This window comes from Streptomyces griseoloalbus (genome assembly GCA_014650015.1).
Taxonomy (GTDB): Bacteria; Actinomycetota; Actinomycetes; order Streptomycetales; family Streptomycetaceae; genus Streptomyces; species Streptomyces griseoloalbus.
The window spans coordinates 95613-118335 of sequence record BMUD01000024.1 but is presented as its reverse complement, the minus strand read 5'-3'; the positions used below and the strand labels follow the sequence as shown (position 1 = coordinate 118335).

21 protein-coding genes and 3 pseudogenes are annotated in these 22723 nt (G+C 69.7%); 12 read left to right on the top strand and 12 right to left on the bottom strand.

Features of this window, described 5'->3' with window-relative positions:
- The first annotated feature begins 261 nt into the window (after window positions 1-261).
- Both IE178_RS28935 and IE178_RS28930 read left to right on the top strand, forming a co-directional pair.
- Window positions 262-795: a GNAT family N-acetyltransferase gene (locus IE178_RS28935; RefSeq protein ID WP_184764783.1), complete on the top strand. Its 534-nt coding sequence runs from the start codon at window positions 262-264 to the stop codon at window positions 793-795.
- A gap of 138 nt (window positions 796-933) precedes the next feature.
- Entirely contained in the window at window positions 934-1413 is a 480-nt protein-coding gene (locus IE178_RS28930) for a WapI family immunity protein (protein ID WP_193514346.1), read from the top strand.
- Between the two features lie 103 nt (window positions 1414-1516).
- On the opposite strand, the pseudogene IE178_RS28925 reads toward IE178_RS28930, so the two are convergent.
- From IE178_RS28925 to IE178_RS28915, 3 genes and pseudogenes are all read right to left on the bottom strand, one after another.
- Window positions 1517-1597 (bottom strand): annotated as a pseudogene (locus tag IE178_RS28925) (IS5/IS1182 family transposase); the annotation flags it as partial.
- Window positions 1598-1817: 220 nt separating this feature from the next.
- Window positions 1818-2438: a TetR/AcrR family transcriptional regulator gene (locus tag IE178_RS28920; RefSeq protein WP_193514345.1), complete on the bottom strand. Its 621-nt coding sequence runs from the start codon at window positions 2436-2438 to the stop codon at window positions 1818-1820.
- A 105-nt stretch (window positions 2439-2543) separates the two neighbouring features.
- Window positions 2544-2915: an SgcJ/EcaC family oxidoreductase gene (locus tag IE178_RS28915; RefSeq protein ID WP_229875894.1), complete on the bottom strand. Its 372-nt coding sequence runs from the start codon at window positions 2913-2915 to the stop codon at window positions 2544-2546.
- A 403-nt stretch (window positions 2916-3318) separates the two neighbouring features.
- Between IE178_RS28915 and IE178_RS28910 the strand changes: the two genes are divergently transcribed.
- On the top strand, window positions 3319-4032 hold the full coding sequence (locus IE178_RS28910) for an SDR family NAD(P)-dependent oxidoreductase (protein WP_184764787.1): 714 nt from the start codon (window positions 3319-3321) through the stop codon (window positions 4030-4032).
- Between the two features lie 288 nt (window positions 4033-4320).
- A complete protein-coding gene (locus IE178_RS28905) occupies window positions 4321-5352 on the top strand; it encodes an NAD(P)H-dependent flavin oxidoreductase (RefSeq protein WP_193514344.1) in 1032 nt (343 codons plus the stop codon).
- Between the two features lie 203 nt (window positions 5353-5555).
- Here IE178_RS28905 and IE178_RS28900 read toward each other — a convergent pair whose 3' ends face one another.
- A complete protein-coding gene (locus IE178_RS28900) occupies window positions 5556-6254 on the bottom strand; it encodes a hypothetical protein (protein ID WP_193514343.1) in 699 nt (232 codons plus the stop codon).
- A gap of 55 nt (window positions 6255-6309) precedes the next feature.
- A pseudogene (locus tag IE178_RS28895) lies at window positions 6310-6784 on the bottom strand (hypothetical protein).
- A gap of 678 nt (window positions 6785-7462) precedes the next feature.
- On the opposite strand from IE178_RS28895, the gene IE178_RS36320 reads away from it, so the two are divergent.
- Complete coding sequence (locus tag IE178_RS36320) at window positions 7463-7888, top strand: VOC family protein (RefSeq protein WP_318280303.1); 426 nt, start codon at window positions 7463-7465, stop codon at window positions 7886-7888.
- Window positions 7889-8068: 180 nt separating this feature from the next.
- Here the strand turns inward: IE178_RS36320 and IE178_RS28885 are convergent, their stop codons facing one another.
- Window positions 8069-9250, bottom strand: a complete 1182-nt coding sequence (locus IE178_RS28885; protein ID WP_193514342.1) for an MFS transporter — start codon at window positions 9248-9250, stop codon at window positions 8069-8071.
- A gap of 118 nt (window positions 9251-9368) precedes the next feature.
- Here IE178_RS28885 and IE178_RS28880 point away from each other — a divergent pair, with 118 nt between their 5' ends.
- Window positions 9369-10232 carry a helix-turn-helix domain-containing protein gene (locus IE178_RS28880; RefSeq protein WP_193514341.1) on the top strand — a complete coding sequence of 288 codons (864 nt, stop codon included), beginning with the start codon at window positions 9369-9371 and terminating at the stop codon, window positions 10230-10232.
- A 190-nt stretch (window positions 10233-10422) separates the two neighbouring features.
- On the opposite strand, the gene IE178_RS28875 is transcribed toward IE178_RS28880, so the two are convergent.
- The 3 genes from IE178_RS28875 to tap form a co-directional block, all read right to left on the bottom strand.
- Window positions 10423-11571: a cytochrome P450 gene (locus tag IE178_RS28875; RefSeq protein WP_193514340.1), complete on the bottom strand. Its 1149-nt coding sequence runs from the start codon at window positions 11569-11571 to the stop codon at window positions 10423-10425.
- Between the two features lie 568 nt (window positions 11572-12139).
- The gene (gene tpg / locus IE178_RS28870; RefSeq protein ID WP_193514339.1) at window positions 12140-12697 is read right to left on the bottom strand and encodes a telomere-protecting terminal protein Tpg; all 558 of its coding nucleotides are present in this window, start codon (window positions 12695-12697) and stop codon (window positions 12140-12142) included.
- Window positions 12698-12706: 9 nt separating this feature from the next.
- Complete coding sequence (gene tap, locus IE178_RS28865; RefSeq protein ID WP_193514338.1) at window positions 12707-14959, bottom strand: telomere-associated protein Tap; 2253 nt, start codon at window positions 14957-14959, stop codon at window positions 12707-12709.
- 349 nt (window positions 14960-15308) lie between these two features.
- Here tap and IE178_RS28860 point away from each other — a divergent pair.
- Both IE178_RS28860 and IE178_RS28855 read left to right on the top strand, forming a co-directional pair.
- A pseudogene (locus IE178_RS28860) lies at window positions 15309-15822 on the top strand (CGNR zinc finger domain-containing protein).
- Between the two features lie 262 nt (window positions 15823-16084).
- A complete protein-coding gene (locus IE178_RS28855) occupies window positions 16085-16225 on the top strand; it encodes a hypothetical protein (protein WP_193514337.1) in 141 nt (46 codons plus the stop codon).
- 236 nt (window positions 16226-16461) lie between these two features.
- Here IE178_RS28855 and IE178_RS28850 read toward each other — a convergent pair whose 3' ends face one another.
- A complete protein-coding gene (locus tag IE178_RS28850; RefSeq protein WP_193514336.1) occupies window positions 16462-17070 on the bottom strand; it encodes a helix-turn-helix domain-containing protein in 609 nt (202 codons plus the stop codon).
- Between the two features lie 95 nt (window positions 17071-17165).
- Between IE178_RS28850 and IE178_RS28845 the strand changes: the two genes are divergently transcribed.
- The 3 genes from IE178_RS28845 to IE178_RS28835 are packed head-to-tail and all read left to right on the top strand — an operon-like array spanning window position 17166 to window position 19391.
- Entirely contained in the window at window positions 17166-17792 is a 627-nt protein-coding gene (locus IE178_RS28845) for a class I SAM-dependent methyltransferase (RefSeq protein ID WP_184764799.1), read from the top strand.
- A 44-nt stretch (window positions 17793-17836) separates the two neighbouring features.
- The gene (locus tag IE178_RS28840; RefSeq protein WP_193514335.1) at window positions 17837-18334 is read left to right on the top strand and encodes a DinB family protein; all 498 of its coding nucleotides are present in this window, start codon (window positions 17837-17839) and stop codon (window positions 18332-18334) included.
- Window positions 18335-18359: 25 nt separating this feature from the next.
- Window positions 18360-19391: an alpha/beta fold hydrolase gene (locus IE178_RS28835; protein WP_193514334.1), complete on the top strand. Its 1032-nt coding sequence runs from the start codon at window positions 18360-18362 to the stop codon at window positions 19389-19391.
- Between the two features lie 492 nt (window positions 19392-19883).
- Here the strand turns inward: IE178_RS28835 and IE178_RS28830 are convergent, their stop codons facing one another.
- The gene (locus IE178_RS28830) at window positions 19884-20759 is read right to left on the bottom strand and encodes a helix-turn-helix domain-containing protein (protein ID WP_193514333.1); all 876 of its coding nucleotides are present in this window, start codon (window positions 20757-20759) and stop codon (window positions 19884-19886) included.
- A gap of 89 nt (window positions 20760-20848) precedes the next feature.
- Here IE178_RS28830 and IE178_RS28825 point away from each other — a divergent pair, with 89 nt between their 5' ends.
- A complete protein-coding gene (locus tag IE178_RS28825; RefSeq protein ID WP_193514332.1) occupies window positions 20849-21739 on the top strand; it encodes an alpha/beta hydrolase in 891 nt (296 codons plus the stop codon).
- Between the two features lie 367 nt (window positions 21740-22106).
- Here IE178_RS28825 and IE178_RS28820 read toward each other — a convergent pair whose 3' ends face one another.
- Window positions 22107-22310, bottom strand: coding sequence for a cold-shock protein (locus IE178_RS28820; protein ID WP_107465662.1), 204 nt, complete (start codon window positions 22308-22310; stop codon window positions 22107-22109).
- Window positions 22311-22723 lie beyond the last annotated feature (413 nt).

The following is a 22723-nucleotide window of genomic DNA, read 5'->3' as shown; positions in this document are numbered from 1 at the left end:
CCAGCGGGTACTTCCTCGGGGCAGGCATCGTCTGGGCTCCTCTCATGACACCCATCTGACCTGCTGTCACCTTTCCCCGCATCTCGGGGGAACCTCATGACCGCGCTGCCGAAGTGGCACGTCGTCTGCCCGGCTGTCGGCCCGATGTCTCCCCCGTCACGATGTGCGGTGCAGGCGGCTTGACGGGTTGTGGTTCCGGAGCGGCAGCGCGGGCGAGCGCCGGATTAGCGATGAGGCGCTTGCCTTCGGCAGGATGGGCGCATGACCGAGATCCGCACCCCCCGTCTCCTCCTCCGTAGCTGGCACGACGACGACCTCACGCCGATGGCGGACATCAACGCGGACCCACGGGTGATGCGCTGGATCGACGACGGCTCGGTGCGCGACCTGGACCACACGGCCGAGGCCATCGAGCGATGGGAGGAGGAGTGGGACGAGGAGGGCTTCGGACTCTTCGCCGTCGAACTGCTGGCCTCGGGCGAAATGATCGGCTTCACGGGGCTGTCCGTGCCGGAGTTCCTGCCGGAGGTGCTGCCCGCCGTGGCAATCAGCTGGCGGCTCGGCTCACAGTTCTGGGGCCAGGGATACGCGTCGGAAGCCGCGCACGCCACGCTGGAGTTCGCACTCCAGGACCGCGGCCTGGACCGCGTCATCAGCATCAACCGGGTGGGGGACGACGCCTCCGAGAACGTCATCCGCAAGCTCGGCATGGTGGCCGAGCGGGAGACGGCACACCCGGTGTACGGCTACCTCCTGCGCGTTCACGCCATCGACCTCACCGAGTTCCGGGCGTGATCCGGCCGAACCGTCGATCATCACAAGACAGCCGACCACTACCCCCTACGTCCCTTCTCGCATTGATCGCGACGGTACGGACACTTAGCTTGTCGTTCAACGTCCGGCGGGTCCTGCGGGACGTGGCATCCTTGGGCAGTGCGACTTACTGATCGAGCAGGTGGCATCGGTCTGCGGCCGCTCCGATACCAGTTCCCAGTGGCCAGTGGTGACCGCTGGGACGACAACTGGCTCGTCATTGGGGCGGAAGTCACCACTCCGGCGGCCAACTGGTCCTTCACGGACTCGTGTCTGCTGGTCGACGAGGCTCGTGAGTTGTCCGCATGGTTGCGTGCTGTCGCATACGGGCGTAGGCCGGACACGAAGCCGGACCCGGAAGGGCATCTCGTCCCGGATCTTTCCTTCCTCGAACCGGTCCTCGCCTTCAGTCAGGTCTGGTGGCACGACGGCACGGGAGTGCTGCGGGTCCACCTTTCGCTTGAGGCTGCGCCTCCCCGGCGGCAGAACGAGAACCCGGATCTCTATCAATACGTGATCGAGGTCGAGACAGACCAGGCCGAGCTGATGCGGGCAGCAGAGGAATGGGACCAGCACCTTGCACGGTTCCCCCTGCGCTGAGCCTGCAGTTCATCCTGTGCGTCGAGGTTCGGTCCCGGTTTTGTGGTGGGTGTGGCGGCTGTAGGACTGGCCTGTGGCGAGGACCCGGCCGCCGTCGTGGCGAGGTGCGCTCGATGACCCAGCGGCGGCGGCCCAATCGTTCGCTGGACTCGATGCCTTTGCGCGCGATCCGTACTCCGATGCGTTCGCAGGACGGGCCGAGAGCCCTGGTCTCGGACAGGTCGTTCAGCGTGGAGTCCTGGTGTCAGTCGTCTCCTGCCGTGCCGGCACCGGACGAGGAGGCAGCAGGCATCGACACGGCTGGCATCGACCTGCAGATCGCCGCCCGCTTCCGTGAACGTTGCGCAGCGGAAGTGATCGTCAGCATGCCCGGAATGGGCGCGTCGCAGGCGGGAAGCGCCGGATCAGACTGTCGCCACGTCCGCCTCGGAGGGGTGGGCGCCCAACAGGGCCAGGCAGTTGTGCCACAGCGCTTCGAGCTGGGCCGTATCGTTGTAGAGCTTCGCGAACAGCACCTGCCCCTCCAGCTGGGCCACCACGGAGCGGGCAGCGGCGCGGGGGTCGGCGACCGCGGCGTCTCCGCGCTCGAGCGCCTCGGAGACCACCTCCTCGACCATGTCGACCTGGGCGTCGAAGATCTGCTGCAGGCGGCCCCGGATCGTTTCGGTCTGGTTGCTCATTTCGAGGGTGAGGTTGCCGAACATGCAGCCGGACACCGTTCCGCACGTGGCCTGGCCGGCGCGCTGAGCGGCCTCGGTCTCCTCGAACAGGTGCCGGAGCCGCTGCAAGGGCTCCTGATCGCTTTTCAGGACACGGACCCAGTTGTGCTGCTGAGCGGTCCAGTGTTCGTCGATCACGGCCAGCGCGAGGGCCTCTTTGGACTCGAAGAAGTAGTAGAAGCTGCCCTTGGGCACTCCGGCGGTCTTGCAGATCTCCGCCACGCCCAGGGCCGAGTAACCCCGCAGTTCGATGAGAGACTGCGCAGCCGTGAGGAGCTTGCTCCTGGCATCACTCGTTCGCCCCATGCGTGAAGTATACGACCGTTCGACTAGTAAGTCGGGGTCGGCGCCGCGAGTGCCGTTCCGTCACCCGTCGCCGTCGGCCTCCGCCCGGTGACATGCGCGGGCGCTTCAGCCGAGCCTGGTCACCTGGTAGTGGCTGAGGTACCACTGGTCCGCGACGCGCTTGAGGACGACGCTGAGGGTGACATGAAGGTCCGGCCGGTCGGTGAAGGAGAAGTCGACCGCGAGATACCCGAGGAGAACGTCTTCCGCGAGGCTTCGGGTCTCGAGCACCGCGTAGTCGGCCGCCAACCCGGTCGGCTGGGAGTCGTAGTACGCGGCGACCCCCTGACGGCCGACGCTGTAGGGGTGGAGCCCCTGGAAGACGGCGTCCTCGGTGAAGAGCGCCGCGACCTTCTCCGGTTCGTGTGCGTCGACCGCGGACTTCCACCGGTCCATGACGCCACGCACGACGGCTTCCTGCTCTGCTGTTGCGGTCACTGCTGTGTCCTCTCGCGAAGGTACGAAACCGGTCGTACCCCGTGATGGGCATTCGGTGGGGTGAGTGACCTGTCGGCCGCTCGACATGGGGCCGACTGCCGCAAAAGCCTGCCTCTCACGGCGTCAGGAATCTGTGGCGTCCAGCGTTTGGCCGGTTGGTCCGACCGACCTGACACGAAAAGCTAGACGATCGGTCTACTACAGTCAAGCCGCCCCGCCCTTCATGACGCCTTTCCTCCCTGCTGGTAGTTACAGGCTCCCACTGCAGGTCAGAGCCGTATCGGTGGAGCTTCACCGCAAGGGCACCGGAAATTAGACGATCGGTCGCCTGGTTGTAGCCCGCACCGGTCGATGAGCATCGGCCGGAACCGTCAACCGCCACACGAGAGCGAAGAAGGCACTCATGAACAACTCCGACAAGAAGGTCGCCGTCGTCACCGGCGCGTCCCAGGGCATCGGCGCCGCTCTGGTCGAGGCGTACCGCAAGCTCGGTTATGCCGTGGTCGCCACCTCACGGACCATCGCCGCCTCGGACGAACCGGACTTCGTGACCGTCCAGGGCGACATCGCCGACCCGGCCACGGCCGAGCGCGTCGCCGCTGCCGCGATCGAACGGTTCGGCCGCATCGACACCCTGATCAACAACGCCGGCCTCTTCGTCGCCAAGCCGTTCACCGCGTACACCCAGGAGGACTATGCCGCGGTCACCGGGGTCAATCTGACGGGGTTCTTCCGCATCACCCAGCTCGCCGTCGAGCAGATGCTCCGTCAAGGCGGTGGCCACGTCGTCCAGATCACCACGAGCCTGGTCGACCACGCTCTCTCCGCCGTGCCCTCGGTGCTGGCCTCCCTGACCAAGGGCGGTCTGCAGTCAGCCACCAAGGCGCTGGCCATCGAGTACGCGCCCCGTGGCATTCGCAGCAACGCGGTCGCCCTGGGCGTCATCAGGACGCCGATGCACTCGGAGGAGCACTTCGACACGTTCGCCGCCCTGCATCCCGTCGGGCGGATGGGCGAGATCAGCGACATCGTCGATGCGGTTCTCTTCCTGGAGAACGCGCCGTTCGTCACCGGCGAGGTGCTGCACGTCGACGGTGGTCAGAGCGCCGGTCACTGATCGACGGGGCGGGCGGCTGCCGACCGCCGTCCGTCTCCCATGTTCGACAGGCCGCTGATCCGAAACAGTCAGCGGCCTCCGTCATGTCGACAGAGCCGTCTCGGTCGCCTCCCGCCTGCGGTGGAAGCCGACGCCTGTCAGGTGGGAGAAAGCCCGTCCTGGAAAGCCCGCCGCGACCGGCGCACCGTGAGGCCATGCCCAGTTCGCGGCGGGGCGGCCCGAACCGACGGCCACCCACGGACGCCGGGCTGCGGCAGTCGTGTCGATGTTCCCGCAAGGAGTTCTCTTATGGCTTCGCCGCTTACTGACGTCGGTGTGGAGACACCGGTACTGGCCGCGCCGATGGCCGGCAGCCCCACCACCCCCGAACTGGTCGTCGCGGCGGCCGGCGCGGGCGGTTTCGGCTTCCTCGCGGGCGGCTACAAGACCGTCGAGGCCTTGGAAGCGCAGATCGCCCGTACTCGCTCGGCCGGCGTCGGCTTCGGGGTCAACCTGTTCGCCCCGAACCCCTCGCCGGTCGATCCCACGGCCTTCCGCGCCTTCGCTCACGCCATCGCGCCCGAGGCCCGGGCCTACGGTCTCGACACCACCCGGTTCCCGGTTACCGAGGACGACGACCACTGGGCGGACAAGGTCGATCTCCTGCTCTCCTCCCCCGTTCCGGTCGTCAGCTTCACCTTCGGCCTGCCGGAGTCGGGCATCGTCGACGCCCTGCGTACGGCGGGAACCCTGGTGGTCCAGACGGTCACTTCACCGGTGGAGGCGCGCGCCGCCGCGGAAGCGGGTGTCGATGTACTCGCCGTGCAGGCTTCAGCCGCTGGAGGCCACTTGGGCACGTGGACCCCGCAGCGCACGCCCCCCGCCGTGCCGTTGCCCGACCTGCTGAGGTCGGTGCGGAAGGAGGTGTCCCTGCCCCTCGTCGCCGCGGGCGGCATCGCCACGCCGCACGCCGTGACCGAGGCGCTGTCCGCCGGGGCTGCGGCGGTCATGGTGGGCACCGTCCTGTTGCGTGCCGACGAAGCGGGGACCTCGGCCCCCCACCGCGCCGCACTCGCCGATCCGGCCGCCCGTGAAACCGTGGTGACGCGGGCTTTCACCGGCCGCCCGGCGCGGGCCCTGCGCAACGAGTTCACCGACCGGTACGGCGACGTGGCGCCATACGGTTACCCCGCCCTGCACCACCTGACCCGCTCGATGCGCAGCGCCGCAGCGGCGGCGAACGATGCCGAGCGGATCAATCTGTGGGCGGGAACGGGGTACCGTAGCGCGACCGCGGAGCCCGCGGCGCAGATCCTCCAGCGACTGGCTTCCCGGGCTTGATGAAGAGCCCGGAAGTCCCTCCTGGCTCTCCTTCGCCAGGTTGCCTCCCCCGACTGGCACAACGCCTGACGCCTCGACACCGGCGGATCGGATCTGAACCGCGCGGTCAGTGAGCATCGGACCTCGACGGGGTACTGCCATCTGGCCGCACGGGGAGGAGGAGGGGCGTTCGGGGGTGCGGCCGTCTCCCGAAGACCGGCCCTTCAGGCGCCGGACGAACGAAGGTCCCAAAAAGCCCGCGGCCCAACGGCGCTCGGTGGTGGCGGCGTACCAGCCGGTGGACACGGGGGCCGGAGGCAGGGGATGAGTCCGGGTGTCGTCGCTCCCGGGGATGCTGAGTGCATGGGCGAGGCCGGAGGGCGATGCGCTGGCTCGTCCTCGTCCTCGTTGTCGAGCGGCGAGGAGTCGCGGATCCATGCCAGGTCGAGAACGTAGCGTTCGGTGTGCGGGCTGCGCCGCCAGTCGTCCGGCAGGCGGGTGCCCTGCCCGGAGGCGGTCAGATCGCGCAGGACCCTGTCGTGGTAGTCGCGTACGGCTTGGCGACCGGCCCACCAGGCATGGCCTTCGTATACGCCGGGGCGGGGCAGGATCATCTCGCCGGCAGGACCGTAGGTGAACTGGTTGACGACCAGCGTTCCGGTCTCGGATTCGACGGTGACGCCGGTGTGTCCTTCGGCATCGGTCGGTACGGAGGGTGGTGTGTCCCAGATGCGGATATCGATCCGGGCGGGGATGTCGGGCTGCAGGCTGTGCAGGTACAGGTGGTAGCCGTTGCCGGCCACCACCTGTTGCCGTGCGGCGTCCATGGAGGCTGCGTCGGCAAGGTAGGCGTCAGCGTCATAGATCTCGATGAAGCGACGGCCTGGAATGGCGTCGACGCTGTACTCGGCCAGGAGTTCCATGCACGGCCCTTCCCTCAGCGGCTGGTCTTCACGTGGAACGGATCGCCGTCAAGCGTCACTGCTCATCGAGGGATGACTGGCGGGCAAGGAACTCCTCGAACGCCGCCTTCTGCTTCGGATCCATGAAGCCTTGGCGGACGTTGCGGGCCTTCTCCTGGAGCCAGTGCGCCTCGTCGGGGTTCAGTAGCTCGGCGACCACCACGCCGTTGCGAGCAACCGCCGTGCGCCCTCCTACGCGACGGCGAAAGAGCATGAACGCGCCGCATTCCGTTGGGGTGGGCCAGTTCCGGGACCTGCGCCCCAGCCCGGTTCTCGTCCCCGGCGCCACTCGTCGTCGGGTAGGCGGTGGGGGCCCAATGCTCCCAGAGCGCCAGCGTGGCCGCGGGCACCAGCACCGCGTGTTCAGCTTGCCGCCCCTCCCACATGAACGTGACCGTGACGGGCTCGCCGACCGCCTCGGCCAACCCGAGCACCCTCTCCACCTCATCGTTGATCGGGTAATCCACCACTACGTTGATCTGAATCCCCATGGTGCCCGAGGCTACTGGCCGCTTCCGACATGCCGGAGCGAAGCCAAAACCGCGTCGGGCTACGCCTGTCAGGATCGACCCCACACGCTCGGGGCTCTCCGTGCGGCGTGCGGAGGGCCCCGAGCGTGTGGGGTCGCGGACCAGGGACAGCATCCAGACCTGGCCGGCGCGGCGTCACCTTGCTTGCCGGATCACTTGGCCTGGGCGAGCCGGACCGCGTCGGGGCCGGCCGGGAAATGGCGCCGGGGTACGCGAGCGTCCCCTTGCAGAACTCGGCCGAGTGCGGGCCTGTGCGAGAGGACGGTCTCGCGTTGGGCGGGGACGGCACTGCTGCCGTCTGCGCCCGGGTGTCATCCCGTGGTCGCGCGTTCCCTGGAAGGTGCTCGGCGTGTTCGCCCCTTTTTTACACCTGACGTGCTGGGAGGTCCGGGACCACCTGGCGCTGCGACGCGTGCAGGCCGCCGTCGAGCAGGCCGGCGTCGCGGTCAAGCCGCTGTCCACTGCCGACACCGCGGCCCGTCGCGTGGAGGAGGCCATCTCCTTCCTCGCTCCCGGCGGCACGCCGGTCGAGGTCTTCCACGGCCCGGCCCTGGACCACAGCCCGCTCAACACCCCCTACGCAACCGGTTCGTCACCGGTGGCCTCGGCGCCGGCCACGTGGTGGTGCCGGTCGGCGACATGGCGGCGGCCCGGAGCTTCTACGAGTCGCTCGGTTTCCTGGCCCGCGGTGGATTCCGGCTGCCCACGCCGCCGGACGTGGACCCGATGCACATCCGCTTCATGGGGGTCAACGCACGCCACCACAGCCTGGCGCTGATGCCCACGCCCGATCTCAGATCGCCCGCGCCGGTGCACATCATGGTCGAGTGCGAAACCCTCGACGAGGTCGGCCGGGCCCTGGACCGAGTCACCTCCGCCGGCTACCACATCTCCTCGACGCTGGGCCGGCACACCAACGACAAGATGGTGTCCTTCTACGTCCGCACGCCGGGTGGCTGGGACCTGGAGGTCGGCTGCCGGGGCCTGCTCGTCGATGAGCAGACCTACACCGCCGAGGAGATCACGGCCGACAGCTACTGGAGCCACCACTGGGGCTTCAGCTGACCGGCACGGTGCCTTCCGCTCGACCGCTGCCGACGGCGGCCGGGCGGGAGGCCTGGGTCATCGCCCGCCGCGCACCCGGTCCACGGACCAAACGGCGCACGGCGGAATGAGGAGCGCTGATCACCGGCGCCCTTCAACCGAGGGTCGGCACGATCGCATGCGTTGTCCCTGCCGACATGTTCAGGCGTGTGGGGCCGCTGAACTGTCCTGCGCCGCTGTTCGGCGGGCGTTGTGCCGGTGGTGGGTGAGCAGGAAGACGATCAGTCCGAGCAGGGTCATGGATGCGCCGGCCAGAGCCAGCACCGGGTAATGGGAGGTGTGGTTCAGGGCGAGACCGCCGACTGCGGAGCCGAGTGCGACGCCTGCGTTGAACGAGGCGGCCGCGAGGGCGGACACCAGGGCGGACGCGGTGCCGGCGATGTGCAGGACGTAGGACTGCAGCGGGGGCACCATACCGAAGCCCGCGCCGCCGAGCAGGACCAGGAGCACAAGCACGGCGGGCAGGACCGACCCCAGCGCCCACAGGGCCAGCAGCCCGACGACCAGGATGCTGAGGATGACGACGACCGTGCGGGTCACCGAGCGGTCGGCGTAGCGGCCGCCGAGGGCGTTGCCGGCGATCAGGCCGGCGCCGAACAGGAGCAGCAGCCAGGTGACGGAGCCGGCGGACACCCCGGTGACGGTGGTCAGGTACGGGGCGATGTAGGTGTAGACGACGAACAAGCCGCCGTAGCCGAGCGCGATGGCGAGGAAAGCGGCCCACAGCGCCCCGCTGCGCAGGACGGCGAGGCCGCGGTCCTCGCCATCGCCACCTGCGGGTGTGCCGGGCAACAGCAGCCACATGGCGAGGGCGCCGATGGCGGCGAGGCCCGAGACGACCCAGAAGGCCGACTCCCAGCCGGCCGCGCGCCCGACGATGTTGCCGATGGGGACGCCGATCACGTTGGAGACGGTGAATCCGGTGAAGACAACGGCGATGGCCATGGCGCGCCGGGTGGGGGCGACCATGCCGCCGGCGATGGTGATCGCGACGCCGAGGAATCCGCCCAGCATCGCTCCAGCCAGGGCGCGGGAGAGGGACACCAGGAGCAGGCTGCCCGCGAGGGCTGTAGCGGCGTTGGCGATGAGGAAGACGAGGGCCAGGCCGGTCACGAGGGGCTTGCGGGGAAGGCGGAGGGTGGCGGCGGCGACGAGCGGGCCGCCGCTCATCGCGCCGAGCGCGAAGCTGGTGGTCACCCAGCCCGCCTGGGACACCGAAACGCCGAGATCGTCGCTGATGAGGGGCAGCAGACCGTTGGGGACGAGTTCGGCTGTTCCCAGGGCGAAGGCGGTCAGGGCGAGAGCGAGGATGGGTAGAGGCATGCCGGCGATCGTGAAAGATGCGCTGGTCAGCTACCAGATCCCGCTCTTTGCACCCCTCGGGAAGGGTGGCACCGACAGGGATATGGTCGCGTTCGGGCACACCCTCTACGGTTGATATATGAACGATCCGGGTGATCTGGCTGTTTTCCTTCGGTCGAAACGTGCCGCCCTCCCGCCGGAGGCGACCCCCATGAACGGGTTCGGGGTCCGTCGACGGGTGCCTGGCCTGCGCCGGGAAGAGGTGGCGCAGCTGGCCGGGGTCAGCGTCACGTACTACACGCGCCTGGAACAGGGGCACAGTCGACGCGCCTCCGACGAGGTCCTGCTGGCCTTGGCCCGGGCGCTGCAGTTGTCCGTCACCGAGACCGAGCACCTGCTGGATTTGGCGCGGACTCCACGCACCCCCGCCGCAGCCACGGACTCCGGCCCCGAAACCGTCAGCCCGAACGCACAGACCTTGCTGTCCCTGGTCGCTGAGCGTCCCGCGGTCGTCCTCGGCCGACGCAACGACGTCCTGGCCTGGAACGAGCTCGGGCACGCGCTGATCGCTGCGCACTTGCGCGCGGACGCTCCCGACCACCCGGACACCCGGCCGTCCCTGCCCCGCCTGCTCTTCCTCGACCCCCGGGCCCGCGCCCTGTACCGGGACTGGGGCCAGGAGGCCGCGGACTACGTCGCCTACCTGCGGCTGATCAGTGGGAAGTACCCGGACGACGAGGCTCTGACCCGCATGATCGGTGAGCTGTGCGTCCGTGACGACGCCTTCGCCGCCCTGTGGGCCTCAGGGCGCGTCGGCGAATGCGTCGCCGGCACGAAACGCATGATCCATCCCCATGCCGGCGAGATCACCGTCGATTTCCAGCTCTGGGCTCAGGCGGACCGTCCCGACCAGCGCCTGGAGATCTACGAACTGCGCGACGATCCCGAGGGGACGCGCACCCGCGCGCTGCTGGACACTCCTGCGGCACATGTAGCCCTGTAAGGCCTGCGGTCGAGCGGACCGGGAGACGGCACAAGCTGCCGGTGCACTGCGGCTGCCGACCCGCGCGGGCAGGAATCCCAGGGCCGGTGGCCGCGGGCCTGTGCGGGTGGTGCCCTCGTGGCCCTGCCGGCGGTCCGGGGCCGGAGGTGCCGACGTCCTTGGCGGGGACGGCGGTGCCGAGGGGGCGGGTTCAGCGATCGGGTGCCGCGGCGGGGGTGAGGCGGGTCCAGCCGGCAGGTGGGGCCAGGAGCGTGCGGACGTGAGGCTTTCGGGTGCGCAACCGCACGTGTCCCCGGTGACCGTGGAGGATGAGGTGACCGAGGTGTTCGAGTGCCTTGACGGCGAAGCCGTTCGCCGGGCACATGCCCTCGCCTTTGCCGAAGGGGAGGTAGGAGCGCCGCTGGTCGTCGGTCGGCTGCTCCCAGCGTGAGGGGCGGAAGTCCAGGGGTTCGTCCCAGACGGCCGCCGACCGGTGGATCGCGTGCGTGCCGATCAGGACGTGCTCGCCCTCGCGGACCCGGCAGCCGGCCAGGTCGTGGTCGGCGGCGGCCACTCTGATCAGGCGCCAGGCGGTCGGATACAGCCGCAGCGCCTCCTTGACCAGCCGATGGACCTGCTCCTGCCCCACCGCCGGGGTATCGTAGCCGTGCCTGATGCCGAGCATCACCACCCATTCGAGGGTCACGCCGGTGAAGCCGACCGTGGACAGGACGAGGCGTTGCAGCAACTGCGCGCGATCGGCCGTGGACAGCTCTCCGGGCAGGCCCAGCACCAAATCGACCAGGTCCTGCGCGCCGCTTTCCCGCAGTGGTAGTCGGCCGAGCTGTTCGGCGAGCCCGGCCCGAACGGCGGGCACCGTACGGTGCGAGCGCCTCAGCACATGGCCCACGATGTCGTCGGTGACGACGCTCGACGTCACGTAGGCGTCGACGAGCGCGTTGATCTCGGTGTGACGCCGGTGCGCGATGACGGGGGCGAAGTACCGCCGGACCAGTTCGACGCCCCAGCGCTGGTGCCGCAGGCGGCCGCGGCCGTCACTCACCTCACCGAGGGCGGAGTCGAGGTCGAACGACGACGCGAGGTCGTGCCGGGCCAGGACCCTGAGCAGCTCACGGGAGGCTTCGCTGCGGACCGCCTGGGACAGGGATTCCCGTCCCAGGCGGAAGAACCCGGACTGGGACAGGTAGTCGCCGGCCGGGTCGACCAGCACGTCCCGGGCCGCGTCGGCATCGGCCACGAAGAGGGTGCCGAAGCGGAGCCTGAACGGACCGTCGCGGCCTGCGGCCTGCTCCTCCCAGCGCCGCAGTTGCGGCCACAGACTCTTCCTGTCAAGGAGCATGGGTCGTCCGCCCATCCGACGGAGAACGGGACACGCGGCGGTCCGGGCGCTCGTCCCATCCCTTTGCGGAGAGGCTGTCAGGCGTTGTGCCCGTACCTGTCGCCGTACTGGTTTCGGCGCGCACGCGCCTCACCGCTGAGCGCCTGAAGGCTTCTGATGATCCATGACATCGCGGCTGTCCTCCTTGCCGGTCGGGGCTGTGCCCGGCCCGGCTGCCGAGCGTCAGTCCTGCTGCCCGTAGCCGACGAAGTAGCCGTGCCACCGTGCACGCATCTCACCGCTGAGCGCCCGAAGGCTGCTGGTCACCCACGACATCGTGGTCCTCCTCGTCGGTCGGTGCTCTTGGGCTGTGCCGCGTGATCCGGCACCCCGGCGGCCCGCCGCAGGGGCGCCTAACGCTACTCCCACGGCAGAACCGGGTGAACTGCCGGAATCGGCCAAAGATGGTGGTACGCCCGGGGCGGCTCCCCCACAGCACCCGCGGGCGGTGACAACAAACCCGCCTGCGTGAAAACACTGGTGCTTCGGCTCACGGGCCGGGTCTCGCAGGCTGTCCGGGGGGCGGCTGCTACAGGTCGAACTCCAGGTGCTCGATGTCGGTGAAGCGGACCTCTTCCAGGCTGCCGGCGCGGCGGCCGCCGTCCTGGAAATAGACCTCCCTGAGCGCTTCGGCGGTGATCTCCTTGAGCTGCTGGTCGCCGGCACCGGCCTCCTGTGCGTCGAAGAGGCGGGCGGCGTACTGCGGCGGCAGCGCCACGGTCAGGTGCCGCAGGCGGGCGTCGTCGGTCGTGCCGATGGGGGCGGTGTAGCCGATCCGGGCGCGGGTGTCGATGACGACACCGCCGGTGGTCGCCGCGCGTTCCTTGGCCCTGGCCCGGATCTGCGGCTGCCACCGCTTCTTCACCTCGCGCTCCAGGCGCGCGGCGAGGTCCGGGCGGGGCTTCTTGATCTGGTCCTTCACGTACCGCTCGACGGTGCGCTGAGAGACCCGCAGCAGTTGGGCGACCGCCTTGGTGCCCTTGAGCTGCTTGACCAGGTACCGCATCTGCGCGCCCGCGCTCTTGGGTGCCGGGCGGGTGAACGCCTTGTGCACCGCGGCTTCCAGGCCGTCCCCGAACAGGGTCATAGCCCTCTCCTACTCCCCGTTGTCGATGTCGGTGACGGTGCCGTCCTTGATATAGCGGGCGAGGTTGAGCTCCGGGGCGTTGAACCGCTCGCGGACCCCTTCACCCCACAGGACGGTCTGGGTGCCCTCGTGCTTGACCAGGCCGGGGTTGATGCCGAGCTTGAAGCCTCCGGGCAGCGGCTTGCCGTCCCGGTAGGGCAGGAAGTCCAGCGGGCTGGTGCCGTCGGCCGCGTACACGACACAGTCGGACAGGATCGCCACCGGGTACCGGCCGGTGAACGCCGCGTGCTTGACGATCTTCCTGTGGAGGTTGATCCGGGTGCGGGAGATGACCGCCGCCCGGATGTCCGGCCGCCACGTCGGGCGGGCCAGGGCCCGCCATGGCCGGCCGGGCCGCCAGCCTTCGCCGCGGGGCCGCTCGCGCAGCTTGCCCAGGCCGCCCTTGACCGTCGCCTTGATCGCCGAGACGACGATCGCCAGCTCCGGGTCGCGCTCCTTGTAGCCGTCCATCGCGGCGAGGAAGTCCTCGGGCGCGAGGTCGGCGTCGACGCCGAGATCGGCCATCGTGGCGAGGTAGGCGTCGCGCAACCGGTTGTACCAGCCGTCCAGGTAGCGGCCGTTCTCGTGGCGCACCCATGCTTCGATCGGGCGCACCTCGTAGCCCAGTTCCACCGCGTAGGCGACGGTGGGTGTGGCATACCAGGCCGGGCCGGCGGGGCGCTCGCCCTTCGGCGTGAACGGGCTCGGCAGCAGGCCGGCGTCCAGGTCGGCCCACTTGTCCTTGCCGACTTTCACCCGGGACAGGTCGACGTGGGACAGGTCCACCAGCCACGACCCGGGCAGCTTCGGGTCGAACACCGGGGCCTTGACGTGCGTCGGCGCACCGAGGCCGACGACCAGACCGTTGGCGCCGGCGGCGAAGGCCATGTTCACGTCGATGCCGACCAGGTGCCGCAGCATGCACTCGGCATCCGTCATCGGCCGTGCCCAGTCGTACGCCTCCTCGAACAGTTTCTCCGCCGGGCCGCGGACATGGAAGCGCGGCAGGTCCTTGAGCAGCGGGTGCCCGTCCGGAGCCTCACACGGCGCGCAGTCGACCGGGTCCTTGCCCAGCGAGCCGGGGTTGTGCTCGGAGTGCCGCTCGCCGTCGGCGTCCGGCTCGGAGGCCCGGGTCGCCGGGTGCAGCGCGGTCATCAGCTCCAGGCCGGTCACGGCGGTGGAGCCGCGCGGCGTCATCACCCGGGACGCGTACACACCCATGACACGGGCGAGTTCCGCCGGCGGCAGCTGCCCGGCCTCACCCCAGTGCCGGGTGTCCAGCGCGTGCCATGACGGGATGCACAGCTGGACGCAGGACCGCCCCGAGCCGGTGGCGGGGCGGTAGATCCGCGCCCACGGCCCGAAGCCCCGCTTCGTGAGCTTCCACTCCGCGCGGGCCAGCTGCTTGATGACCTTGTGGCCCTCCGGGAGCCGCCCGGCGAGCTTCTCCTCCTCGGTGAGGGTGGCGGGCAGGCCATACCGCTCCAGGGCGGCTTCGGTGAGCACGAGCAGCGGGTCGGCGTCCTTGCCGGGGCCGGACAGCTTCGGCTGCCCGAGCTTCGCCTCCTTCAACGTCCACTCCACCAGGGCCGGGATCGACTTGGCGGGCACGTCCAGGACCAGGCCGCCGGTGCAGTACGCCAGCACCTGCCCGTCCTCGACGTCGACGACCGCCAGCGGACCGTTCTCGAACCGCGAGTCGGCGCCGCCTGCCGGGGTGCCGACCGGGGCCGCCTGCTTCGCGCCCGGACGGCGCGACGTCGACGATGGCCTGGTGGTGCGAGCCGGACGCGGCGCGGCCGCCGGAGCAGTGGCGACGGGAGCAGTGGCAGGGGTCTGGGCGTTCTCGGTTGAAGCCGTGGCCGCAGCCTCGGACGCCTGCCCCGTGGAGGGGGTCCGTGGGTCCGCCGGGGCGGTGGGCGTACCGGTGAACGTGGCCGGCGCCGATGGGGCGGCCGGAGCCTCCGTCACCGAGGGGGCGGGGTAGAGCTCTGCGAGCTTCTCCAGCAGTCGCGCGTACGCCTCGCGCTCCGGACCCCGCGGCTCGGTCGTCTTCTTGGCCGACTCCCAGCCGGACACCGTCGCCCGGCGCACCTTCAGTGCGGCAGCGACTTCGTCCAGCGTCAGGCCGTGCGCAACCCGCAGCCGCTTGCGCTCCTCCGCCGGCGGCAGCGGAGAGCGGGACGCGACCAGCGCGTCGACCGCGTCGAACAACTCGGACAAGGAATACCTCCTGACCCGGAGCCTACTCGACAAAGCGTAAAGTTGGCGTACTTTTACCGCACGAATCGCGTACATATCACGTTCGACGGTCGAGACGGCTGGACGAGGCCGCACACACCATATTCGCGTCACGTGCTGACCTACCTGCCGCAACCGGCTCCCCTACCTGCGCAAGAAGGCGCGGCTCCGCCAGGAGCACCGCGCGCGGCGAAGTCGAGGAGCAGTGACTCAACGTTCCCAACGCTCTTCTCGGCGACAGGGGAACTCTTCGATGGGAACGCTCAAGTCGACATCGCGCGGTCCCCGAACGAGTTGGCGGTTATCGACGGCATGGCGAAGAAGGCCAGTACTGCGAGGACCGCCACACTCGCGGCGAGTGCCAAAGCACTGGGAAGACGTCGCCGGCGTGCTCCGCGCGTACGGCGAGACCGACCCTCGACCTCACCACCCGCGACATTGCCGGGATGCGCGCAGCCGCCGCACTGCTGCGGCAAGTCTTCGCCGCCGAACACGCCGACGACGCCGCGGCCACCCTCAACCGCCTCCTGAAGGACCGCACCGGACCGCTCCGCCTGACCTCACACGGCGGCAGCACCCCCTGGCATCCCCACCTGGACCACGACGACGACGCCCCCTGGGACGAGTGGTTCCTCGCCTCGTCCTGCATGGCCCTGACCGTCCTCGTCTGGGACCGTCAATGCCCTCCGGGCAGGATCTGCGCATCACCCGGCTGCCAGAACGTCTTCATCACCCAGGGCAGCGGTCCGGAACGCCGCTTCTGCTCCCGCCGATGCGCGACCCGCGAACGAGTCGCAGCCCATCGACGCTCCCGCTCCGCCGAGCAGTCGAGCGAAGTCACATAGGGCGCGAGGGATTCAGCGAAGGCATCGCTCAACCTTCGATGAGAAACGCTCAACCTTCACTGCGGCGACAAGCCGGGCGGCAGGTCACGACGCCGGGAGGCCGGGCTCGCGCCTGCCCTCCGGCCGGACCGGGGCCGCAGCCCACGGTCTCTACCGGTAGCCGCTGAGGCCGTCGGCGAGCTCCTCTGCCCTTCTCATACGTCCGCCGTCCGACGACTGGTCGGCGCCGACGTGTCACGTCGTCCACAACAGGGGTGTGACGATGGATCCGGCCGAGAACGAAGCGCCCGGGCACCCGTGGTTCCCGGTCGCCCGGGTCGCCGAACTGCACAACGGCGTGGCCGGGCCGGTTCGTCGGGATCACTTCCGCCGGCTGAGGTTGTCGTTGACGATGTCCGTGTGACTCATCGCATCAGCGCTCTGATCTCGGCCTTTCGGCGTCCTTGCCGGCGGGATGCTGCTCGTCTTCGCCGTTCGCGGGTACCGCTCTGGGGCGTCGGTCCTCTGGCTCGTGGCTGGAGCCGTGATCTTCCTCAGCGCTTCGTACGCGTTCGCGCGGGACGTGCGGCGGCTCCGCACTGGGCCGACCGCCTGACGAGCAGTACCGTTCCGACCGGCCTCCGCCGGTCGTTGTGTAGTTCACCGCCGCTTCCCGGCCTGAGACGGCTGATGAGGGTCGCTGCGGACGTGCGCGCGCACCCCTTGCAGGCCGAACAGGATGAGAAGCTCGACCACGCCGCCGTCGGCGCTGCCCAGCCAGTGGGGCAAGGACGTGTCGAACTCGGCTGCCTCACCGGGCGGCAGCGTCAGGTCACGCTCGCCGATCACGAGCCGCAGGCGTCCGTTGAGCACGTACAGCCATTCGAAGCCTTCGTGGGTCTGCGGGGTCGGTTCGAGTGGTTCCGGCTGGGCGGGGATGATCATCTTGAACGCGTGCACCCCGCCCGGCCGCCGGGACAGAGGCACGAAGGTCATCCCGAACCGCCTGATCGGCTTGAGGTGGATCCGGGGGTCGCCGGTACGCGGGGCGCCGACGAGGTCGTCCAAGGGAACGTCATAGGTGCGGGCCAGCGGCAGCAGCAGTTCCAGGCTCGGCCGGCGCTGCCCGGTCTCCAGCCGGGACAGGGTGCTCTCCGACACGCCGGTCGTCGCCGCGAGGTCGGCGAGGGTGATGCCGCGGTCACGACGCAGCGCACGAAGGCGCCGCCCCACCGTGTCGAGCACTTCGTCGTCCGTCTTGCGATCCATCGGACCATCTTGCCGTAACCGCAAGATTGCGTGCCAGCTCGTGGGGTGCCTGGCAAGACTGAGTGCACACCGACACACCGGCACAAGGAGCCTTGATGAGTACCACCGATGCGGTCACGTTCTGGGACGGCGTCTACGCGGGCCGACCGGCAGCCAGTGGCCCGCAGCCGAATGCCCGCCTCACCGAGACGGTGACGGGCCTGCCGCCCGGTGACGCGCTGGACCTCGGATGCGGCGACGGCGGCGACGCGCTGTGGCTCGCCGGCCAGGGGTGGCAGGTCACCGCCGTCGACATCTCGGCCGTGGCGGTGGAGCGGCTCGCCGCCCTCGCCCGCTCACACGGCCTGGGCGACCGCGTCACCACCGTGCGGACCGACTTGCACAGGTCTTTCCCGCCCGGCGGATTCGACCTGATCTGCGCCCACTACCTGCACACCCCCTTCGACCTGGACCGATCAACCGTCCTGCGCTCGGCCGCGCACGCACTGCGCCCGGGCGGGCGGCTGCTGGTCGTCGACCACGGCTCGACCGCGCCGTGGTCGTGGAACCAGGATCCCGACATCCGCTACCCGAGCCCGCGGGAAGTCGCCGAGGGCATCGGCCTGACCCCGCGGACATGGACGGTCGAGCGGGCCGACGCACCCCGCCGGATCGCGACCGGGCCGGACGGGCGCACCGCGGAGGTCACCGACCACGTCCTCCTCATCCGCCGCACCGCATGACACGGCGGCCGGCGCCCGCACCCGGCAGAGGAAGGGAGACCACGGTGCCCGGCACCACGCGCCGCAACCGCCGCGACACCCCGCCGCCCCGGACCGGAAGCGACGAGACGGAGGTCCTGCGCGGATTCCTCGACTACCTCCGGACCTCGATCGCCGCGAAGGTCGACGGCGCCCCCGAACCGCAGGTGCGAACAGCCGCAGTGCCGTCGGGCACGAACCTGCTGGGCCTGCTCAACCACCTGACTTTCGTCGAGCGCTCGATGTTCCTCGGCGACGACGTCACCGACTGGCAGGCGACGTTCCGGGCCGCACCTGCGGACAGCGTGGCCGATGTCGTCGCCCGCTACCGAGAGGCGGTCGAGCGCGCGAACGACGTTCTCGACGGGTGCACCGATCTCGGCGCACCCGTCCCCCGACCGCGGCCGGACCGCCCCGCTCCCAGCATCCGCTGGGCACTCACCCACATGATCGAGGAGACCGGCCGGCACGCGGGCCACGCGGACCTCCTCCGCGAACTCATCGACGGCACGACCGGCCGCTGATCCACCTTCACCAGGACAGGAACACATGATCACCCCACCACGGCCGTTGCCGCGCCGTTTCCTGCGACCCGCGCGCACGGTGGCAACCGTCGTACTCACCCTCCTGCTCACGATGGGCAGCGCAGCCTGTTCCACGCCGACAGCCGGCGACGACGTTCCCGTCCACGCCGCCGTCACCCACGACGATCCCCGCTTCCAGGACACCTTCCGACACGAGTTCGCCGACGTCGACGGCGTCCGTATGCACTACGTGACCGGCGGCAGCGGCACGCCGGTAGTGCTGATACACGGCTGGCCACAGACCTGGTACAGCTGGTGGCCGATCATGCCGGAACTCGCCGAGCACCACACCGTCTACGCCGTCGACCTTCCCGGACTGGGTGACAGCACCGGCTCACCGACCGGCTACGACAAAGCCACGCTGGCACGGTATGTGCACAAGCTGATCACCGATCAGCTCGGGGTGAGTGACGCCCGTGTCATCGGGCACGATCTCGGCGCCGCAGTGGCATTCCAGTACGCCAGCCAATTCCCCGACGACACCGCACGCCTCGGCTACCTCGACCTGCCGCTGCCCGGGCCCGCGATCGATGCAACCACCTACCGCTCACTGAGCTGGCACATCGCCTTCCACTCCCAGCGACGGGTCCCCGAGACGGTCGTGGGCGACGATGTCCGCGAGTACCTGGCACTGTTCTATCCCCAAGTCTCGTTCGGCGGCCCGGCGTTCGGGGGCACCTCTGACCGGTCCCCGTTCACCAGCACCGAGATCGACGAGTACGCACGGACCTACAGTCGGCCCGAGGTCCTGTCGGGCGGCTTCGAGCTCTACCGCGCCCTCGACGAAGACGTCCGCGACACCGTGGCAGCAGCACCGATACGCGTCCCGGCCCTGCTCATGACGGCCCAAGGGCAGCTCGACGCGATCCAGGGCACAGTGGCCCCGCGCATGACCAACATCGTGCGGGCGGTGGACGTGCCGAACGCCGGGCACTGGCTCGTCGAGGAGAACCCCCGGTTCGTCACCGCCGAGCTCCTGCGTTTCCTCGACGGATGACCAGACGGCCGCGGCCAGTTCGCGTCTCGGCTGCCTGTTCGGTGATCACGACCCGAGGCTTCCCTGGGCCCCGGGTCGGCCTTGCCGTCGTGGTCACTCCTTCGCGGGCCGTGCGAGCAGAAGCCGGCCGTGACAGCAACCCGCCCGCTGCACTCCCACCGCTCCACGTTCCCCAGCTCAAGCCACGAAATACCGCTGGAGTACCAGCCGGACACCCGCGGGCGAACGAGTCCCACCAGCACTACGACCATCGGGTCGAGGACCGCCAGGCAGACGAGTATGGAGACATCCACCCCGTTGTGCGAAGCGGCATCGCGTGCCCTCTTCACCTGACCTGCCATGCCAGGTTCGACAACGACCCGACCACGTCCCCGCCGAGCGGTTCGGCCGGCCGCGGTGCTGCAGCCTCCGTTTGACGGCCAGCAGCAAACGCGCAGCCGTCACGCCCGTCGACGGCCCTCGGTCAGCACCATGACCGCATCCTCCACGCCTTCAGCAACTGTCGGGGCGGTCAGCGGAGCCACGCGCTGGTCGTAGCGGTGCGGATGGTTTTGCGGTGACGGCGCCCAGGAGGCGCAGGCCGTCGTGGGAGGCAGTGCCGGGCGCGGCGGTCAGGGCGATGAGCTGCTGGTCCGGGTCGGCCGTGTCCGTCAGTGTGGACCAGTCGAGGGCGAGTGCGCCGACCAACGGGTGGCGCAGGGCCTTGGTGCCCGCGGTGCGCACGGCCACGCGGTGGTCGCCCCACCAGGTCCGAAAGTCCGGGTCCCGCACCGACAACTCCCCCACCAGCATCGTCAGGCGCGGATTCTCCGGGTCCCGGGCTGCCTCCATCCGCAGCTGCGCCACGCAGGCCCGCGCCATGTAGTCCCAGTCGGTATACAGGGCCCGTACGGTCGGGTCGCAGAACACCAACCGTACGAAATTGCGTCTGTGCTCCGGGAGGAGTGCGAAGTCGGTGAACAGCGCGGCGGCCAGCGGGTTCCACGCCAGGATGTCGGTGCACCGGCCAAGGACGAGGGCCGGGGTGTTGGTGAGATCGTCGAGCAGGCGCTGCAGCTGCGGCTGGACGCGTTGCGCGGGCCGCCGGGGCGGTCGGCCGGCATCCTTGCCGGAGAGCTCGAAGAGGTAGGCACGTTCGTCCTTGCTGAGCCGCAGCGCGCGTGCCAGGGCGTCCAGTACCGGCTCGGAGGCCCGGCGACGCCCCTGTTCCAGGCGGGTGTAGTAATCGGGGCTGATCGACGCCAGCAAGGCGACTTCCTCCCGGCGCAGGCCCGGAACCCGCCGCCGCCCGTCGTCGGGCAGGCCGGCCGTGGCGGGGCTCAGCTCCTTGCGTCGGGCCTTGAGGAAGTCCCCCAGTTCGCTGCTCATGCGATCAAGTCTCGCACCGAGGACCGGCCGTTGGGGGGGCCGGTTCTGTCCCCTTATCCCAGTGTGTGACGCCTGCCAGGGTCGAGGGCATGAAGACAGACGTCACCTTCCTCAGCGGCAATCTCACGCTCGCCGGCATCCTCTTCCTGCCCGACACGCCCACCGCCGATCGGCTCCCTGCCGTCGTCGTCGGCCATCCGAGCGGCGGCGTGAAGGAGCAGACCGCGAGCATTTACGCCGAGCGCCTGGCCCGCGGGGGCTTCGCCGCGCTGGTGTTCGACGCCGCCTACCAGGGCGAGAGCGAGGGCGAGCCTCGCGGTCTTGAGGACCCCTTCCAGCGCGCCGAGGACATCAAGTCCGCCGTGAGCTTCCTGGCCACCCGCGACGAGATCGATCCGGACCGGATCGGCGCTCTGGGCATCTATGCCTCCGGTGGCTACGTCCCCTACGCCGCCCAGACCGACCTGCGCATCAAGGCCGTCGCCACCATCAGCGCGGGAGACCTGGGATCGGTGATGCGTGAGGGCCTCGGCCGCACCCAGGACCCGCAGACCCTGCGCTCGATGCTCCAGCTCGCGAATGCCGCACGCACCGCGGAGGCCCGCGGCGAGGGCGTCCCCCGGCAGGAGTGGATCACCGAGGCCGTGGACGCCGAGACCTACGAGTACTACCGCACCCCACGCGGTCACCACCCCCGCGCGGTCCAGCCCTGGCCCGTCCGCACCCTCGACCAGATCATCCAGTACGACTCCTACGCCCTGATCCGCCTCATCTCACCCCGCCCTCTCTTGATGATCATCGGATCCGACGCGAACACGGCATACATCAGCCGTGAATCCGTCGAGAAGGCAGCCGAGCCCAAAGAACTCTTCGTCATCGACGGGGCCACCCACATCTCCCTCTACGACAAGGACGAGCACGTCACTCCGGCCATCGCCAAACTCACCGCCTGCTTCGCCACCCACCTGGCCGCGATCTGACCTGCGCGTTCCACTTGCGGCCGTGTCGGGGCCGTAAGCGAAGGCGCGGTCCCGGATGCCGTCCTGGAGCTTGGCGGCCATGTTGGCGGCGGCCTCGAACGTCCGGCAGGTCTGCTCCACCGTGGCGACGTCGTTCGCTGCTCCAGGACGTAGCGGGCCTTTTGGTCCGTGCGGGACGGCCGCAGGCGGGATCTCGGGGCAGCGGGCACGGCGAACGGTGTGCCGCCGGGAGCGCGAGCCCAGGCGGTCCGAGCGGCGCACCGCGTGGACCCGGACCCTTGGAGGTCGGGCGGGAATTGCGCCGCTGCATGAATTGAGGCGGCTGCCGGACCGGACAGCCGCCTCACTCCACGCTTCCCCCGCCCGCTCAGCCCCGGACGATGTTCTGTGCCTGCGGCCCCTTCTGCCCCTGGCCAATGTCGAAGGTCACATGCTCGCCCTCGGTCAGCTCGCGGTACCCGCTGCCCTGGATCTCGGAATAGTGCGCGAAGACATCCGGACCCCCGCCGTCCTGCTCAATGAAACCGAAGCCCTTCTCGGAGTTGAACCATTTCACGGTGCCGCTGGCCATACCGTCGATCCTTCGTTCATGCCTGGGAACAGCCCTTCGAACCGGGCATGCTCCAGCTCCTGCCACTGCAGGAGCCTGAAGCCGTTCTACCCCCGACCGCCCCGCTTATCCGACCGAGACACACCCAAGCGAAACCGGCCGCCGCCTTCTGGCCGAGGGCGAGCGACCAGCTCCTCGGGGCCAACCCACAGGTCCGAGCCCGGCGGACCGGGGTAGGCCGGGTTTCAGAGGACGGTTCGTGACTCTTCGAGTGGTTCTGTGGTCGCCTGCCTGTCTGACCATTCGCGTCGTCGCCCGCAGGGCGGCCTCGCGGCGTCAGGTGCGTGCTCTCGGCGTGCCGGGCGTAGAGCCTCGTACGGGATGTACTCGGCTCTGCGCCCGGTGCGGCGGGAGTGCGTGCATGGCGTCGCGAG